This window comes from Pleionea sp. WD8-19, assembly GCF_055326765.1.
Genome location: NZ_JBUZOU010000001.1, coordinates 471232 through 489659 on the forward strand (window position 1 = coordinate 471232; position 18428 = coordinate 489659).

Consider the following 18428-nt stretch of genomic DNA (forward strand, 5'->3'; position numbering starts at 1 on the left):
TCTTTTATACATAGTCTTTCTTTTTATTGATTTTCCGCTAACTCGATCAGTTTTTTAGTGACAGCGTGCTTGATTGCAATACGGTCATTAGGATCAATTTGAAACAATAAGCCTAGCTCATAATAGTCGCTTTCGCTTAGTGTAACCGTTAATCGAGGACGTACTTTTTTTGCTTTAAACTCCAACCCCAGCATTTTCCGAATATAGTCTGATGGTTTAAGCTGCTCCTTTACCGATTGTAGCTGAACGTAATTATGAACGGATTCACTCACATCAAATGCTACTTGCGTGGCTTTTGCCGCTTGAGCTTGTTTATCCCACTTCTGATTCGCTTTCACCATAAAATCAACAGCCTCTAAGCTTTTCCGTATAGCGCTTTAATATCAGCCACCGGACGAGTCACACACAAAAACACATCGGTAGTACCATCGGCCCAAACTTCAATTTCAATACTGTGCATGTCGTTGTCAGAAGATAAGGTTACAGCCTCAAAAGCTTCGCCGTCATCATCTTCGTATTGCGACGGTTTCAATCTACGATAATCCGCTTTGTGAAAATAACCTCGACGCCATTCACCGTTTTGATAATAACTTTCTGCAAGCCAGCGTTCGTATTCGCTTGCTTCCCCGACAACAGATATCGGTTGCTCACTCACTTCATCATCAAATACCGAAGAAAAAGCATCCATATCAAACAAATGTTCTACTTCGTCACGTTCGACTTTGACGGTGAAGTTGATCCATCGCTCACCGTCTTCGTTCTCTATCGTTAAATGGAGGGGCACCCCTTCCGATCCTTGGAGTAAAAATTCCGTTTCGCGCGCATGCTTATATTCGTAAGTGTTAATTTCCATTACCTGAAATGTTTGCCCTCGTATTTCACTGGGTAGACCAAAAGAGTCCACCATTTCGAGCATATCACCCACTTGCAGATCTTCTGGCTTTTCCAGTATACGAGTCGCCTCGTCCTTCTTACCAAACCACTTACTGAACATCGTCCATCCTTAGATTATTTTTTTTCTTTTAAACGAGCCAAAATATCATTGGCTTTGCTTTTGGTTTCGCCGATACCGGCCGCTGCCAACTTGTCTTTCAAAGCTTGATCGGTATTTTCGGCATTTAACTCTTCCGACGCTTTGATCTTGTCTTCCATTCGCTGCTGACGCTCCTTAATGCGATTCAATGAGTCACGTGCCGCAGCGGTTTTAGAAACATTGGAAGACAATGAAGCGTTCACCGAAACTCGCGCTTTTTGCACACTCTCGGTGGTTTTAACCACTGACAGTTCACGCTTGTGCTCTTGAATCGCTTTTTCAGCTTTACGGATCTGATCTTTTAAGCTGGCAACACTTGCCTTGTAGTTATCCAATACCGGTTGCAATTCCGCCAATTCATTTTCGTATTCTGCAATTTTTTCTGCCACTTCAAGTGCTAAGGTTTCATCTCCTTTTTCCAACGCTTGTGTCGCATAACCTTCGTGTTCTGCTATGCGATCTTTCAACGCATTAATTTGGCGAGCAGTTTTTGATTGATCGGCCATAACTTCCGTCAAAGAGTCTTTGGCTTTAGTAATGGCGCGCTCTTGGTCCACAATTTCCTGCTCAAGTATGCGCATCGCATTGGTGTCAACAATCGCTTCGCCCACTTCTCGTGCACCACCACGAATCGCTGTTACAATTTTCTTTAAGATACTCATAGTTTTCTCCTAACGCTTCAGTTCATTCCGATTAATTTAAAAACTCTTCAAGTGCTTCCAAAGCTTCGAGCGAGTTTTCCGCTTGAGTAACCAGCTCATGTGCAATGTTTTCAACCAGTGTAGTCACACTTATAGCACCAAATAAAACGTATTGATCGTCGATCATACCGAATGAACTTAATGGTATATTCACTGTTAACTTCAACAACATGGCATTAAGCTCATTGACCAAATCCGGTTTAACTTCCGATTGTTTAAACAGATTAGTCACACACAAAATCTGCTCTTCGGTTGCCGTAATAAATATTGGCAGTTCATCAAAGCCTTCGACAATCACTTGCAATACCGTGATATCACCGTTGCCGTTCTCCTGGATGGGCAGTACATCGAGTGAAAATCCATCTTGTACAAACCCATTGAGTTGAATAGCCAGATCCTTTAATGACATGTTCAAATTTCCTCGTGGTTATGACATAAAATGTCGCGTTAAGAACTAAGATAATAAACTCGACATAAAATGTCAAGTTCGGATTTTATTAATTTATTTTGGTGCTTCTGAGCGAAAACGTTCTAACCAGAAACATGACCAATGATGCTCATTTCAGACTTTATGACTACAAGCGGAGGCCAAAGAGCGTACCAGGATGTATCTTTAGCATGTCTGAAATGGCTACTATTGGTTGCTATACCAATAATTGTAAGGCCAATTTCTACCCTATTCTGCTGCTTGACTGCGAGACAAATAGACTCCAACATCTTTTTGCCAGGCACGAGTATGGTATTGATAGACTACACCACTCCCCAGATAATTCACGCCAATACCCTCAATATCCTCATAAAAATTATTTGGCATTGCAAATGCCCCAACTAACACGTCTCGAGTAATGTAGGTATTCGCTACGGGTAAATCCTTCCTGTTTTCAATTCTTTGCCTCGGCGACTGTCCTTGCTTACTGGCAATCGTCCAACCCCATTCACCAAATGAAGGAACGTTTTGCCGATACTGTTGCACCTGGGCCAAGCCAGCTTGCTTCATGGTTTTACCAATGCTAATAAATGCGTTCTTCGCGTGGAATGGCGAAGTCGATTGAACAACAACCACCCCATCGCCATACATTAGCTGCGATACCCGAGCGTAAAAATAATCCGAGTACAACTTGTTCAAATCTGGGTGACTGGGATCGGGCAAATCGATGATCACCGTATCAAAGCGCTTTTGCGTCTCTAAAAGCCCTTCTATCTCGATGAATGCATCACCAAAAATTACGTTAACTCGCGGGTCTTCGAATGCATTTTCATTCAAAACCATTAAGCGTTTTCGCAGTTGCTGAGTTATTTCATCTTTATTTATAGCGAAACGCTCGGAAAATAATTCCACCAGACCGGGATCAAGATCAATCAAGGTCACCTGTTTCGGTTGCCAACGCAGGACATCGCGTAATGCCATGCCATCGCCACCACCGATGATAAGAATCTCGTTTTGGCGAGCTGACGCGAGAAGCGCCGGATAGGTTAACATCGTGTGATAAATGGATTCATCGAAACTTGAAAACTGCAGCCGCCCATTCAGATACATATCGAGCACGGGTTGTTGTTTGCTACCAAATGAGCGCTCAGTGAAGGTAATGTTTTGGTAGTTGGTATTTTGCTGAAACACAACGTTGTCGCGGTAAAGCACATTGGAAAAGTCGCTCATCCAGCGTGCGCCAGAGTCCGCTACGATTGCCAGGAATACCAATAAGAGCAGATGCAATGTTACTAATAATTTCGGTCGTTTAATTCTGTGCCAATAACGCCAAAGAAATATCAGCCCGGCAATGACATTTAACAATGCCGTCCAAACTGCGGCTAAAGTAATATCAAGTGACAACATCAAAGTCACCCAGATCACAGCGCCAATGCCAGCTCCTATATAATCGGCTCCATAAATGGTGCCCACATTGTTTTCCAAATGTTGCCCATAAACATCTTCTCGCACACGCGCGATGAGTGGTATCTCCATACCAATAAATAACCCCAACACAAAACCGGCAACAAACGGCATGAATCGACTGAGCGACTGCAGTTGTTCGATAAATCCACCACCAATGACGGTATCGGGCGGAAGGTTATACGTCGAAGACAAGAGCTGAGGTAACAGACCAGTGACCGCGATTAAGCCCGCTATCAACAGCGTTGCGCTGCATCCGATCAAGGCGATAATAAACTCTAACCAGGCAAAGACAGAATAAGGACTTTTAAACCACTTAGCGCACCAAGCTCCGAGACCCATCGCAACAATCATCAGCCCAATCATCGCGTATATAGTGGTTTCCATAATGCCAAGCACGCGCCCGGCATAATGAGAGAGAAGGTACTCGTAAATCAACCCGCAGGCAGCCAGCACCATCATAATACCCATCAACAGAATATCGTGACGAATGAGCTGCCAGCGGCGAGGAGGAATAGTAGAGAGTCGCGACAACACGATTAAATCAATGCGGTAAGTACCGCGCCTATGGCCACAAATATCGCCGCTTCAACCGCTGCAATGCCAACATTTTGTTCACGGTCGACTTCTTCGGCCACATTCACACCACTCAATACCAGCTTACGCACAATCATCACCAATAGCGCGTAAATGACAATAGCCACCATTGAAATGCCTGACCAAGCCGCCGCAGACAACCATTGATTTTCTGCATTGTATGGCACTAAATGAGAAGCTGCAGTAACGGTTAACGCTGCGCCTATCATAAACGCAGCGTATCGTAACGCTAATGCAGCATTGCCCAATGCAATCGCCGTTTGCAAACTGTTTTGATGGCCGTTATTACGCACCTTAAAGAGTTTAATACGATAAAAAGAAGCCAAAACCAAGACCACTTGCGAAAGTACAAACGCCACCAATAGCAGAGGAATAATGTCGTAGCCGGAATCCGGTATCCAAATCATCGCAGCGCGAACGATTAAACCAATGGCTAACATATGACCAACATCCACCAGCGCACAAGCCACATTATTTTTTGCCAGCTCAGCGTGAATATCCACCTGACGCAGAACTAACTTATCTTGCAACACTCGTCCGATTAAAATAAGGATTAAACCAATCACACCAAAAACCGCCATAGCGGTTACTTCTTGCAGCAATGAATCGGCAAATTCACCGGAAGTCACCCCGGTAAGCACCAGCCCGAGTGCAAAAATTCCGCCACCAAAACTGATACCAAAAGCCGCATTGTTTTTGTCAACCAATTCCGACTGAGCATGTACATTGGAAAGCGCGCCTTTAAAAAATTTAAGGCTAACGATTAGCGCTGTAATGATCAGCAGATCCACCGCAATCACCTGCGCACTCCAAATATCGATAGGATTTATTTGCATTGTTTTCCCCTTTAAAACTATTTTCCGCGACTCGGACCACGGCTGGTACGCGATGACCCTCGACGGCCCGAACTGGACGATGAATTACGATAAGATGATGAGCTGCGAAAGCTACCCGATGACGGTCGCGACTGACTGGCTTTACTGAGTCGGCTAGCACCGGTTCGTTTAGTCGCGTAAGGACTATTAAAACGCTTACCCTGCTGCTGAAAACTTTTCGCTGTTTTTTGTTGCAATGAATCTTGCTGTTTCAGCACGGAAGGTTTTGTGTAACGATAGCGTCCATAATCATGATAATAAGAATAAGGGCGTCGCCTGGACCAATCATGATAATAGTAACGGCCCCCACCCAGGTTAGAAAAGAGCGCGTACATACCGTACCACTCCCAAACACTCATGCCGTTGCTGCCGGTAACCCAATTACCATACTGAGGATTGCCTACAAGTTGTGATCCGGACTTTAAGTCACTGTTCGGATTGCTCTGCTGTTCTGCAGCCTGACTGATGGCTTGCACGCGCGCTAACACACCTTGTGACATATCCGCCAACACATTCACACTATCAGAAAGCGCATCATTAAAGGTCACTGGATTAAGTGCTTCGTTCAGCATCACGAGCTCACCAAAGCTTTGCTCGAGCTGCTCTATAGACCGACCAGGATGCGCTTTTACTTGCTGCAATCGCTGTCGCAAAGTCGTCAGCATCGGGCCAGACGGGTCGGCGTTTTTCGCCAGATTATCAATGAGCGTTGCATTTTCTGGCTGCAATTGCTTCAGTCGTTCAGCATAATCGTTAAGCAAAGTCGCATTAATGATCATGCCGTTTTTAAGGTTATCTTCCAGTTGCGACAATTTACGCTCAACCCCCGGAAGGTCTTGTGTGATCTGCTCCTGTAACCGCTCACTTTTACTGGTACAGGCCGCCAAAAGTAAGCCAAGTACAATAATTATCCAACGTTGCAAAGTCCAGACTCCTTATTTTTCTGTGTCTTTATCGACTTTTGGTTGGCCTAGTCTGATAAAAATCGATTGTATTACAAACTTTATGCGAGATCGCAAAAAGTTCATTAGAATGCAGAACGCTGTTATAACACAGACGCTCTACAATTTTTAAGTAGTGAATGCCAACTAAGGAATTACGCTATTGTCGTTTATCAATGCTTTCCTTAGATCAACAGCATTGTGTAATATGATGTTCTCTCGCTAGTCCGTTACGTAATATTAAGTTTTGAGCCAGATATACTGTTTCGATCAATGGCAAGTTGATCCCCAACATTACACCATTACACAGGGCACTTCTGTTATTAAAATGCGACAGAAGACTTTTTCTTTGTTGTTATTGTTTTTGCAACAACCCCAAACCATCTTGTCAAAAACGTATTTGCTGCAAACCATTTGGGATGATGCACAGGTCGATGAACAAGTGTTATTTCAATCCATTCGCGAAATCAGACAAGTCTTTACCGATATTGAAGTCATCAAAACCCACCCCAGAAAAGGATACTCCTGGCTACCAACAATTAGCCGTCAACCAAAATCAGTAAACAAAAAGGATAACCGTAAAAAGCGGCTGACTCTATTCGCAGTCATACTGCTCCTAATTATCAGTGTATCGCTGTTTCACGTTATTAATTCTTCACAGACTAAAATTGACGGTTCGGTGGTCATTCTTCCCTTTAAGGTGGATATTCAAGACAACAACCATAACTGGGTACGTTACGGAGCAATGGATCAATTGATCAACCTGTTAGCGTCCAGCCCAGACAGTCTGGTTTTTCCGGTCGATTACATCTTGTCGTTGCTAAATCGAGCTGAAATTACGGAGATGAAAAGCGCACATTCCATTGCTCGGCTTTTCGAAGTATCAGGCGCCGGAATAATTGTAGAAACAGAGTTATCTGGCTTTGTTCCTGCCTATCAGCTCAGTTATCAAATGCATACAACACATGATGTGAAGAAAGGTGTCTTATTTGGAGCATCGGTTAACAACGTTTTGGAGCAGCTTGCTAACGAAGTCATCGCCTTTACCGATCAGAATATCATCAAATCGAACTCACAAAGTAATCGCGACTTTACCAATGAATTAATGTATCGCGCGTTAGCTAGCCGCTCAAAGAGTCAACATCAATTAAGCACTCAACTCTTGAAAAGTTTGATCGAAATAGAACCCGATAATTTGATTGCCTCCCGACTGCTAGTTGATACTTTAATCGAACAGTCGCAATGGCAAATGGCCAAAGATTATGCACAGCGAGGATTAAAGCAGGCTTCACCTGACGATGTAGAATATCACAGACTCGGTTATTTTTTAGCCATTACCGAACTTGAGCTGAAAAATTTCACGCAAGCGCAAGCGCTCATCACAGAGGCCTTGCATTGGGCTGAACAACATTTCGATTGGTTGTATGCGAGTTATTTACAAGCATTAAGAGGAGAAATATTGCAATACCACCGTCAGTACCTACAAGCCGACACTGCCTTGAATGTGGCCTTGAAATATCAACAGCGCATTCAATGCCCGCTGGGGATCAGCCTGGCGTTATTAAGACTTTCTGAAAACGCAGCATTAATGCAAAAGGAACATGCCAAACAAGACTATTTTGAACGTGCAAAAGCCATGGTGGATCAACATAAATTGAAAGCTCTACAAACCAGTTTACTGGAATACCAAATAAAACTAAATCTCTAGTTCGCAATTGCCAATTTAGAAATTCGTTTAAAATCAACGATTTTAGAAAATTTCAGGGTATTTTATTGGCTTATTTTCAAGCCTTGCGGTGATATTGGGCATTCGTCGATATCACAGAAGCAAAATATGAAATTACTTCAGACTCAACTCAACAAAACTCATTTTTTTCGTCCAACTCTGGCATTAGTAAGAGGTGTGTACTTTTCCACGACAACGGTGAACTTAAATCATCCGACTTTTCCCGCTACCGAGCTCCCATACCCCGAAATCCATAAAGTCATTGATGCTTTCGGTGAAGCCTTTATCAAAAAATCTCGGCAAAAATTCCTGTTCCTGTTTTACGATCCAGCCATTGAGTGGTTGGAGGTTCTATCCAATGCGTTTTATATAGGCGACTTTAAAAGCTATCGGAATAAAGAGTCCTGCAACTGATTCGCAACCAACACGGCTATTCAATAGCCTCCATCGTATTTTCCGTCACACTCAATCCAAAACGTCACCATCGATAAACAAGGCTTTCAACATGCTTAACAAGATGTCTACTCGTTCCTTTATCAGTTTGTTAGTGCTCATGTCGTTTGTGGTCATCCTGATCACTTCAATATTAATGTTTATTCAGAAATACTCAGTAACCATTGCGCTGATACACACCATCGTTGGGTTTTCACTTTTGGCAATTGTGTTCTTTCATATTAAAAATAATATTCCGGCCATTAAACATTATTGTTCCTGGAAGAAAGAAAATTCTACATCGGGGAAAAAATGGAATACGCCATTTTTGGTCACACTATTAACGGTACTTACTCTTGTAGGGTTATCTTATGCACACTTTTCACCGTTTTTAACGTTCTATCAATGGGGAACAAAGCTTCGCATGGCCGAACTAAGCAATGAACCTGAAACCTTCAGCTATTTGAAAATCGATAAACGAAACGATCACTTAAACAGTCCACAACTCACCATCGAATTACGAAAGGGGCGCGCATATTCATGGCCACAAATTGCTATCTGGTTAGAAAGTATGGAGGGTCAATTTATACAACCGATATACGTTACGGATGCAGTAGCCAATATCGGATTTGTTGCACGTATTAATAAAAAAGAAGACAGCGTCATATTTACTAGCCACCCTATGCAAAATAACGAAGACGATTTTGATCAGCTCTTTACTTTCGATGAAAATAAAGCTGAACGCGACGCAATGACACGCCCCGAATCCTTACCGGTTTTCTTGCACGCAATAGGTAACGATTTGAACAATGGGCGATTCGCTGAGCAGTCCGATGAAAACATAGCGGATGCGTTTAGCGGCGCAACCATCAGTGACAGTTTTTTACTAAAGAGCCAATTAATAAGTACATTACCCGAACGATTTAAAGTGAAATTAGAAGTCAATCAGTCGTTCGACTTTAATTCTTATTACTCCAGCGATCGCTTTCCAGATGATCCTGTCTATTCGGGTAACGGCTTTAATGGACAGCCATCTTTAGTTTATGAAGTGATAGTTGATGCTTCGCAACAGCCCGCTATTTTTCCCATGCGCTTAATCGGTCATGGTCATCACTCTGGACAAACCGGTGAAGTTTATTCGAATATTACCAATCTGAGTACGGCTTTACACATCGTTGATCGAGTCATTGTCGAACTCGATACAAGAACTATTGAATAAACTTAGCGTATTGTTCTTTATAAACGTTAAACTGATGAGCATTGCCATGTCCGGCCCCGGGGACAATTATTATATCTTTAGTTTTGGCATTGGCTTGCTCATACAACTTTTCAGACAACCAAGCAGGTGTTACATCATCTTGATCACCAACAATAATGAGCAAAGGTGCCACTTGCCTTTTTACAACATCAAGGTTATTAATTAACTCTAACGATTTATCCCAAGTGATACTAACAAACGGCTCCAAATACCAAGAAACATATGAGTCCACCCAATCATTGATATTCGTCGCGGAAGCTTCTAAAACTAATCCATCCAATGTGCGTTCACTTGCCACGCTAGCGGCTTCAAAACTTCCTAAAGACAACCCATGTACAATTATGGGCTCTTCTGTCTGTTGTCTGAGCCAATCATAAGTATCGATAGCATCTTCGAGTAATAATGATACATTGGGCTTTCCCTGGCTCAACCCATAGCCTCTTCGGTCAATCATGACTACATTAACGCCTAATGACAAAAAGCTTTTCAAATAGCTTGCGCCAAAGCTATTGACCGAAAAGGTATTTCCACCAAAATACAATAATGTTTTATGGTTGTTTTTGTTGATAGCATGGATGCCATGAGCAACCGAACCATCACGGCGTTTAAATTGAACCCATTTCAGTTGATACCCCGAAGGCAATACTTCCTCAAAACTCTCGGTATTCGACGGATGAATAAACATCGACTCGGTCATATGAATGTTCATACAGCCACTGGTTATTAATAAGAATGCCGTAATTAATATAAAATACTTTATTTTCATGTTACCTCTACACAGCCTATTTTTTATCCTTAAGAATAGATTGTTATTAATCCTGATACTTGTTGCAACGTAAATATTACAAAGGTAACTCGGAAACTCGAATTTACTTTATTTATTGATCAGAATGAGGCCTCATTTTCGCCTTTTTGTTGCCAGATTTAGCAACTACAATCATCTTTCAATATTGATATATCGAGTATTCCTTAAAAAAATTTGGGACTGGAGCAATTCAATGAGGTCTTCAATAAAACGCGCGACATTCAGCGTGCTGCTGTTAACTTTAATATTGTCCTGCAGCGACGATGAAAAGGAGCATAAGCCAGCGATCGGCCAACCGCAAAAGGGCAAATCTTCAGTAATTGACAGTTCAGCACAGGAACTCCCCCAATGGAATCAATACATCCAAAGCCACAGTCGCGGCATCATTTCACGAAAATCACCAATCACAATACGTTTTTTCGGCCCAATTATCGATACCCAACAGATTGACCAGTCCGCAGCCGATAGAGTTGCAGTAACTCCCAAGATCGATGCCGATATTACCTACATCAATCGCCAGCAAATCGAAATTCGTCCCAAACAGCCTTTACCTTCTGGTCAGCAATTTCAAATTACAGTGAATACCGTAAATTTCCCCGGATTTCCGGAGAATTTAAAGCGATTTGATTTTAATGTATCGGTAATCACACAGGATTTCGAAATGTCGTTCGATGGTGTTCAAGCTCAGGCCGACAATCAAGTCACCATCAACGGCAACATCAGTACAGCCGACTTTGCCGATAGACAAGCCGTAGAAAAAATGCTGCAAGCACATCACCTTCAACAACCGCTCGATATTCAATGGGCACACACAGACAATGGGAAGAAACATCGATTTATCATCGAAGGTATTGAGCGGCAAACGCAAGCCACACAAATTGAGTTGCAATGGAATGGTTCCTTTATTGATGTTAATGAAGTGGGAACGCGATCAATTGGCATTCCCGCAATTGGCGAATTTAAACTGACCAGCGTAAACGCAATACAAGGCGATGGCCAATCGATTGAATTAAACTTTACCGAAGCGTTATCGACCACACAAAATTTGCGTGACTTTATTCAGCTTTCAAGCGGAAACTTTACCTTAAGGCGCGAAGGTAACCGCATTAAACTTTTTCCGAAAACTCTTTTTCAAGGTGAGGTGACCATTACGCTGGATCAAGGCATTCAAAATAAAGCTGGATTTGTACTTGGCGAAACGGTTAGTAAAACCCTTATGTTTCTCAGTGAAAAACCGCAAGTACGCTTTGTCGGTAAAGGTGTGATCTTACCCAATACTAAAATTCAATCCGTCCCCTTTGAAGCGGTCAACATCGACTCGGTACAAGTCACTGCATTTCAAATTTACGCCAACAACATTGGCCAGTTTTTGCAAGTGAATCAACTCGACGGCGACAGCGACAGTTATCGTGTCGGTCGCTACATTTGGCGGAAAACCATCGATTTACAAAGCCCGATGCAAGATACCTGGGGCCGTTACGCTTTGGATGTATCCAAACTATTAAATAAACACCCTGGTGCTATTTTCCGTTTAACATTGTCCATTAATCGCGGTAACTCGACATTTGTGTGCTCAGAAGAGGAAAACGCAGTGCCGGTTGTAAAAGAAGAGGCGTTTATCAATTACAACGCGCAAAACATGACCGAGCGCAGTAACTGGGATGGCTATGAAAATTATTATAACAATGCACAAATGCGCTGGCGTGATCGCACCAACGCTTGTAAAGACGCCTATTTTCGTTGGGGTGAAAACATCGAAAGCAGTCGAAACTTTTTTGCCAGCAACATTGGCATAATTGCCAAACAGGGTAACGATCAAAAATTAATCGTGGCGACCACCGATATCCTCAGCGGAAGACCCCTAGCCAATGTCAACCTGAGTGTGTACAACTATCAACATCAACAAATGAAACAAGTGCAAACGGATGCGCAAGGGCTGGCGGAAATTACGCTCGATTCTGCCGCTTTTTATTTACACGCACAATACAGTAAACAGTCCGGTTACTTGAAGTTGTCGCCCAACATGGCACTACCCACTTCCCACTTTAATGTCGGCGGCGAAACAGTAGCGCAGGGCATAAAAGGTTATATTTATGGCGAACGCGGCGTCTGGCGACCGGGAGATGATATCTACCTGACCTTTGTTTTGCAGGATAAAGAAAAACGACTGCCAGCCAACCACCCCGTAACGCTCGAACTTTATAATCCAAAAGGTCAATTGATTGTCAGTCGAACCAATAATCAGCCAGTCGAAAACTTTTACGCCTTTCACCTAAAAACCGATAACAATGCCATCACCGGCAATTGGAAAGCAATCGCGCGACTGGGCGGCTTGACCTTTGAAAATCGATTGAAAATTGAAGCAGTGATTCCAAATCGATTAAAAGTGGAGTTAAAGTCGACTAAAAACGTTCTACGCGCATCGGATTCACCTTTGCCATTACAATTGTTTTCTCAGTGGCTACATGGTGCCAAAGCCGAACGACTCAAGGCCGATGTACACCTGGTTTTATCACCAACCACAACTCGCTTTGATTCATTTAACAATTACAACTTTGATGATCCAGTCAGAAAATTTAACGGTCACAAACAAAAAGTATTTGAAGGACGACTGGATAACGCAGGCCAGGTTAACTTTGATGCCAACATTCAAATCAATCAGCGTCCACCCGGAATGCTGAATGCCAATTTCATCAGTCGTGTATTCGAAGAAAGTGGTGCCTTTAGCAGTGAACGCCAACGATTAACGCTACATCCTTATGATCAATACGTTGGGCTCAAACTACCGACAGGCGACAGCAAGCGCAACATGTTATTAACCGACACCAACCATACGGTTGAAATTGCATCCGTTAATGCCGACGGCAGCGAAGCTTCTTCAAGCGCAGTAGAGGTCACACTGTTTAAAATCGACTGGAAATGGTGGTGGGATCAGTCCGGTGAGTCGCTAGCCAAATACGCCAGTGCACATGCGACCGAAGCGTTGCAACGCGATGTGATTGCAACAGCCAACGGCCGAGGTCAATGGCAATTTAATATTAAATATCCGGCTTGGGGACGATACTTGGTACGCGTATGTGACACACAAGGCGGTCATTGCAGTGGCGAAATATTTTATATTGATTGGCCAGGTTGGGCCGGCAAAGCACGCGCGGAAAAATCGGCAGGAGCGAGTGTGATCCACATTTCATCGGATAAAGAAAACTACGTGGTTGGTGACACAGCAAAAATTCAATTACCCGCCTCCAATCAAGGTAAGGCGTTTATCAGTATTGAAACCGGCAGTCAGATACTCGAACGATTCTGGTTGGATATTGATCCTCTGGATCCAACATTTAATATACCGATCACCGATCATATGAGCCCTAACGCCTACGTCTCGGTAATGATTCTGCAGCCTCACCAAGGAAAAAATAACGACTTACCCATTCGGTTATTTGGCGTGTTACCGCTTTTGGTAGATGATCCCCAAACGCGTTTATCACCGCAACTCAATGTAGATGAAGAGTGGGCCCCCAAGTCGAGTGCCCAAATTTTGGTAAACGAAAAAACCGGTAAAACCATGACGTATACTTTGGCCGTGGTGGATGAAGGACTGTTAGGCATCACGCGTTTTCGCACACCCAATTTGCACGCACAGTTTTACAAGAAAGAAGCTTTGGGCGTAAAAACCTGGGATCTGTTCGATGAAGTGGTCGGTACCTACGGCGGTGAACTGGAACGAGTTTTAGCACTCGGAGGTGATGGCAGCGTCGACGACAACGAGGGTGAAAAAGATAAAAAGCGCTTTCCACCGGTGGTCCGATTTTTAGGTCCCTTCAAACTCAGTGCCGGTGCCACCAATACTCATCAAGTGGATATTCCGCAATACTTAGGAGCAGTGCGAGTCATGTTAGTGGCCGGTGATCAGACGGCTTATGGCTCTACCGAAAAGCAGGTGTTTGTTCGACAAGCCGTCAACCTGTTACCAACGGTACCAAGAGTGGTAGGTCCGGAAGAAACCATCAGTATTCCGGTTGCGGTGTTTGTGAATGAACAAGCATTAGGTGACGTTAAATTAAGTTTAGAAGCAGACGATCACTTTGAGTTAATTGATGATGCCCTACAAACACTGCACTTTGCCGAACCTGGTGATCAGTTGGGAATGATCAAAGTGAAAGTGAACGAGAAATTGGGTAAAGGCCATTTAAAATTCACCGCGCAACAGGGCAATTTTGTAGCGACACAAGAGATTTATCTCGACATTCGAAGCGCTAATCCTGTAACGCGTCGCCAACAACAATCGGTGGTCGAAGCAGGAAAACATTGGCAACACCAATTCGAACCCTTTGGTTTGTCCGGCACCAACCGATTAATGTTAGAAATATCGCAAGTTCCACCAATGAACCTCGACTGGCGTTTGAAATATTTGATCCGCTATCCACACGGTTGTATCGAACAAACCACGTCGGCGGCATTCCCACAATTGTATTTAAACGAGCTGTTGTCATTGCCACCGGAACGCGCCGATCAAATTGAGAATAACGTGGCTGCCGCCATCGAACGCTTACGCAGTTTTCAACATCCGCAAGGCGGTTTTCTTTACTGGTCGGGTACTAACAATGTTCATGATTGGGGTACCAATTACGCCGGTCATTTTTTACTGGAAGCCAAAGCGCAAGGTTATCAGGTGCCCAGTCATACGCTCTCGCAATGGGTGACCTATCAAAAAACACAAGCGAACAACTGGTTGACTGGCGATACAGATCCACAAAGTTATCGCCTCTATACTTTGGCGCTCGCCGGTGAGCCGGCACTCAGTGCCATGAATCGATTACGTGAACGCAAGGATTTAACCCATATCAGCCGCTGGTATTTGGCCGCAACGTATCAACGTGTTGGTCAACCCGATGCGGCCAAACAACTGGTGCAATCGTTACCGGTTTCCGTAAAACCTTATTCGCGAGCAGGTCATACTTTTGCAAGCGATGTACGAGACTTGGCGATTATTTTGGAAAGTCTGGTGATACTGCAAGATAAAACACGCGCCGAACAAGTAGCCGAACAATTATCAACGGTTCTGTCTTCACCGCGATGGCTCAGTACGCAAAGCACCGCTTATGCATTAAACGCTATGAGTCGCTATGTTAAAGATAACGCCAACACGCAAAGTAATAATGCAAAAGCTGAGCTGAAAATAGCAGACAAAGCAAAAGAAATCCTTCAGTTTAAAACGCCTATTTGGCAATCTGAAATTGAAGTTGACGACAACAACACACTGCCCATCAATCTTCAAAACGCTTCGGATAAAAAACTGTACATCACTTTAAATGCTGAAGGCCAACCGAAACCCGGTCATGAATTATCGGAAAATAACGAACTCACTCTCTCGGTAAGTTACCTAGATACCACCGGAGAACCGATCGATCCGGCACGTTTAACCCAAGGCCAGGATTTGCAAATTGTGGTAACGGTTAATAATCCAACGGCAGAAGATTTCCAAAATCTGGCGTTAACACAGATTCTCCCATCTGGCTGGGAAATTCACAATCAACGACTCGATGAAGGCAATAGCACCCAAAAAGATCTAGATTATCAGGATATTCGCGACGATCGTATATACAGTTATTTTGGTTTAAAGAAAAACCAGAAAATAACGGTCACGACTTTTGTAAATGCCGCTTACCTGGGGCGTTTTTACTTACCAGCATTTAAAGTAGAACCTATGTACGATGCCAGCAAATACGCAAAAACATCCGGCCGCTGGGTAAACGTTGTTAAACAAGGCGAATAAATGAATAGCAAACTTTCATCGCCGAAAAAGCGAAGCCAATGGTTACGTAAACGTTGGCTGCTGCTTTTGCTCATATCCATTTTACTTTTTTGCTATTGGCAATGGTTACCAGAACCCTTGTTTACCAAGCCGAACTCAAAGATATTGTTGAGTGAACAGGGAAACTTGTTAAGCGCACGTATTGCCGACGATCAACAGTGGCGTTTTCCACTGTCCACCCAAATGCCGAAAAAATTCAAACAGGCATTACTCGCCTTTGAAGACAAGCGTTTCGAATACCATCCAGGTGTGGATCCACTTGCGTTAGGTCGAGCAATTTTCAGTAACCTGACCAGCGCACGACGGGTGAGCGGTGCCAGCACTCTCACCATGCAAACCATTCGTTTGTCACGTAATAATCCATCACGCAGTTATTGGGAAAAACTGAAAGAAATGTTGTTGGCAATACGACTCGAAATGAGTTTCAGCAAGGAAGAAATTTTAAGTCTTTACGCCAGCCATGCGCCTTTTGGTGGCAATACCGTAGGCCTTGAAGCCGCATCTTGGCGATATTTCGGACGCGCGCCGCAACAACTCAGTTGGGCAGAAAGTGCCCTGTTAGCGGTTTTACCCAATGCACCCGCTTTGATCCACTTAGAAAAAAATAGAGACTTACTCAAACAAAAACGTGATCGGTTATTAAAGCGGCTATCGCGACAAGGTTCCCTTTCAATACTTGACTATCAGCTTGCGATAGCGGAACCCTTGCCGCTAGGAGTGCAAACGATGCCACAACTAGCACCCCACTTAATCGACAGGCTGGCAATTGAGAAAGCAAATTCAGAAAGTCGCTTTCACACGACGCTTAATCAACATTGGCAATCACAAATTAATCGCATCGTTCAACGAGCCAGCCGTCAGTTACAACAGCAACAAGTTGGAAATGCTGCAGCACTGGTTGTCGACAATTTGAATTTAAGTGTGCGCGCTTACATAGGCAACAGTGATTACAATACCGAACGCTTTTCAGGATACGCCATGGATTTGATGCATCGCCCGCGTAGTAGCGGTAGCATTTTAAAACCACTGCTGTATGCAACCATGCTGGAACAGGGCGAGTTACTGCCCACTACTTTGATCGCCGATTTACCCAGTCACTTTTCCGGTTACGCGCCGGAAAATTACGACCGCGAATATCGAGGTGCCGTACCCGCAAAAACGGCACTGTCCCAATCGTTAAATATTCCATCGGTACGCATGCTACAACAACACGGTGTCGAAAATTTCTACCGATTTTTACAGCAAGCCGGTGTAACCACATTGCACCGACCAGCAGATGATTATGGGCTGACTTTAATCTTAGGCGGTGCAGAAACAACACTTTGGGAAATGACGCAAACTTATGCGAACCTTGCGTACATGGCTCAACATGCTGGGCAAACGCATTATCGGTCGTTAAAGTTGTTTTCCGAACAACAAGACGATTTTCTTAACCCGGTTGAAATCAGTCAAGGCAGTGCCTGGCTGACGCTGGAAGCGTTAACTGAAGTAGTACGTCCGGGTATCGAAAGCCAATGGCAACATTTTCAACGCGCGCAAAAAATTGCCTGGAAAACCGGCACCAGTTTTGGATTACGCGACGCTTGGGCAATCGGCGTCACGCCGAAATGGACGGTTGCCGTATGGGTTGGTAACGCCAATGGCGAAGGTGTCGCCGGGCTCACTGGTGTTACCGCAGCTGCACCAATCCTGTTCGATATTTTTGATTTTTTACCCAAAAGCGAATGGTTTGCTAAGCCTTTCCACGATTTAAAACAAGTTGCCGTTTGCAAAGACAACGGTTATTTGGCAAATGGGCATTGTGAAGACGAACTGCTTTGGATCAATCGTACCAATCACTTTAATCAGCTTACACCACACCATCGCTTAATACACACCGACAAAACAGGGCAATTTCAAGTTCACAGTGGGTGTGAGAAAGTTAGAAACATTCACCAGAAAACCATATTTCAATTACCGCCGGAGAAAGAGTTTTATTACAAACGACTCCATAGCGACTATCCGGTTCTCCCCATCGTTCGGTCAGACTGCTTATCAATTACAAATGACAACGCTCGCTCGCCCATGGCTTTTATTTATCCATCAAACAACAGCTCGATTTATATTCCTCGTGATTTAAATGGCAAGCTTTCACATGTTGTTTTTGAAGCAGTCCACAGAAAAGTTCATTCGAATATTTTTTGGCATATTGACAATCAATTTTATGGGTCCACTCGAGAATTTCATCAAAAAACATTTCAACTTTCACCTGGATACCACACCATTACTCTCGTAGATCAGGATGGACATGTATTGCAGCGAAGGGTAAAAGTTTTAGGCTCCGAGTAATTCTAAGCATTCACTAAACAGGCAAACGC

The 18428-nt window shown here is 43.7% G+C and carries 13 protein-coding genes; 5 read left to right on the forward strand and 8 right to left on the reverse strand.

The features are described 5' to 3' along the window. Positions 1 to 23: 23 nt before the first annotated feature. The 7 genes from ACTUJY_RS01935 to ACTUJY_RS01965 form a co-directional block, all read right to left on the reverse strand. Entirely contained in the window at positions 24 to 341 is a 318-nt protein-coding gene (locus ACTUJY_RS01935; protein WP_463614350.1) for a hypothetical protein, read from the reverse strand. A gap of 14 nt (positions 342 to 355) precedes the next feature. Continuing rightward, positions 356 to 994: a hypothetical protein gene (locus ACTUJY_RS01940; protein WP_463614351.1), complete on the reverse strand. Its 639-nt coding sequence runs from the start codon at positions 992 to 994 to the stop codon at positions 356 to 358. Positions 995 to 1008: 14 nt separating this feature from the next. After that, the gene (locus ACTUJY_RS01945; RefSeq protein WP_463614352.1) at positions 1009 to 1695 is read right to left on the reverse strand and encodes a PspA/IM30 family protein; all 687 of its coding nucleotides are present in this window, start codon (positions 1693 to 1695) and stop codon (positions 1009 to 1011) included. A gap of 31 nt (positions 1696 to 1726) precedes the next feature. Continuing rightward, positions 1727 to 2143 (reverse strand): DUF2170 family protein, encoded by a 417-nt coding sequence (locus ACTUJY_RS01950; protein WP_463614353.1) that lies wholly within the window; start codon positions 2141 to 2143, stop codon positions 1727 to 1729. Between the two features lie 267 nt (positions 2144 to 2410). Then, the gene (locus ACTUJY_RS01955; RefSeq protein ID WP_463614354.1) at positions 2411 to 4162 is read right to left on the reverse strand and encodes a polyamine aminopropyltransferase; all 1752 of its coding nucleotides are present in this window, start codon (positions 4160 to 4162) and stop codon (positions 2411 to 2413) included. Between the two features lie 2 nt (positions 4163 to 4164). Next, positions 4165 to 5058 (reverse strand): DUF350 domain-containing protein, encoded by an 894-nt coding sequence (locus ACTUJY_RS01960; RefSeq protein WP_463614355.1) that lies wholly within the window; start codon positions 5056 to 5058, stop codon positions 4165 to 4167. Positions 5059 to 5075: 17 nt separating this feature from the next. Then, positions 5076 to 6020, reverse strand: coding sequence for a hypothetical protein (locus tag ACTUJY_RS01965; RefSeq protein ID WP_463614356.1), 945 nt, complete (start codon positions 6018 to 6020; stop codon positions 5076 to 5078). A gap of 265 nt (positions 6021 to 6285) precedes the next feature. Here ACTUJY_RS01965 and ACTUJY_RS01970 point away from each other — a divergent pair, with 265 nt between their 5' ends. From ACTUJY_RS01970 to ACTUJY_RS01980, 3 genes are all read left to right on the forward strand, one after another. Then, positions 6286 to 7746, forward strand: coding sequence for a winged helix-turn-helix domain-containing protein (locus ACTUJY_RS01970; protein WP_463614357.1), 1461 nt, complete (start codon positions 6286 to 6288; stop codon positions 7744 to 7746). 126 nt (positions 7747 to 7872) lie between these two features. Next, entirely contained in the window at positions 7873 to 8178 is a 306-nt protein-coding gene (locus ACTUJY_RS01975) for a hypothetical protein (RefSeq protein ID WP_463614358.1), read from the forward strand. A 91-nt stretch (positions 8179 to 8269) separates the two neighbouring features. Further along, a complete protein-coding gene (locus ACTUJY_RS01980; RefSeq protein ID WP_463614359.1) occupies positions 8270 to 9415 on the forward strand; it encodes a DUF4405 domain-containing protein in 1146 nt (381 codons plus the stop codon). Here the strand turns inward: ACTUJY_RS01980 and ACTUJY_RS01985 are convergent. Further along, a complete protein-coding gene (locus ACTUJY_RS01985; RefSeq protein WP_463614360.1) occupies positions 9405 to 10220 on the reverse strand; it encodes an alpha/beta hydrolase in 816 nt (271 codons plus the stop codon). The genes ACTUJY_RS01980 and ACTUJY_RS01985 overlap by 11 nt on opposite strands. A 232-nt stretch (positions 10221 to 10452) precedes the next feature. On the opposite strand from ACTUJY_RS01985, the gene ACTUJY_RS01990 reads away from it, so the two are divergent. Together ACTUJY_RS01990 and pbpC are read left to right on the forward strand one after the other, a co-directional pair. Continuing rightward, positions 10453 to 16032: an alpha-2-macroglobulin family protein gene (locus tag ACTUJY_RS01990; RefSeq protein WP_463614361.1), complete on the forward strand. Its 5580-nt coding sequence runs from the start codon at positions 10453 to 10455 to the stop codon at positions 16030 to 16032. Beyond that, the gene (pbpC, locus tag ACTUJY_RS01995; RefSeq protein ID WP_463614362.1) at positions 16033 to 18399 is read left to right on the forward strand and encodes a penicillin-binding protein 1C; all 2367 of its coding nucleotides are present in this window, start codon (positions 16033 to 16035) and stop codon (positions 18397 to 18399) included. Positions 18400 to 18428 lie beyond the last annotated feature (29 nt).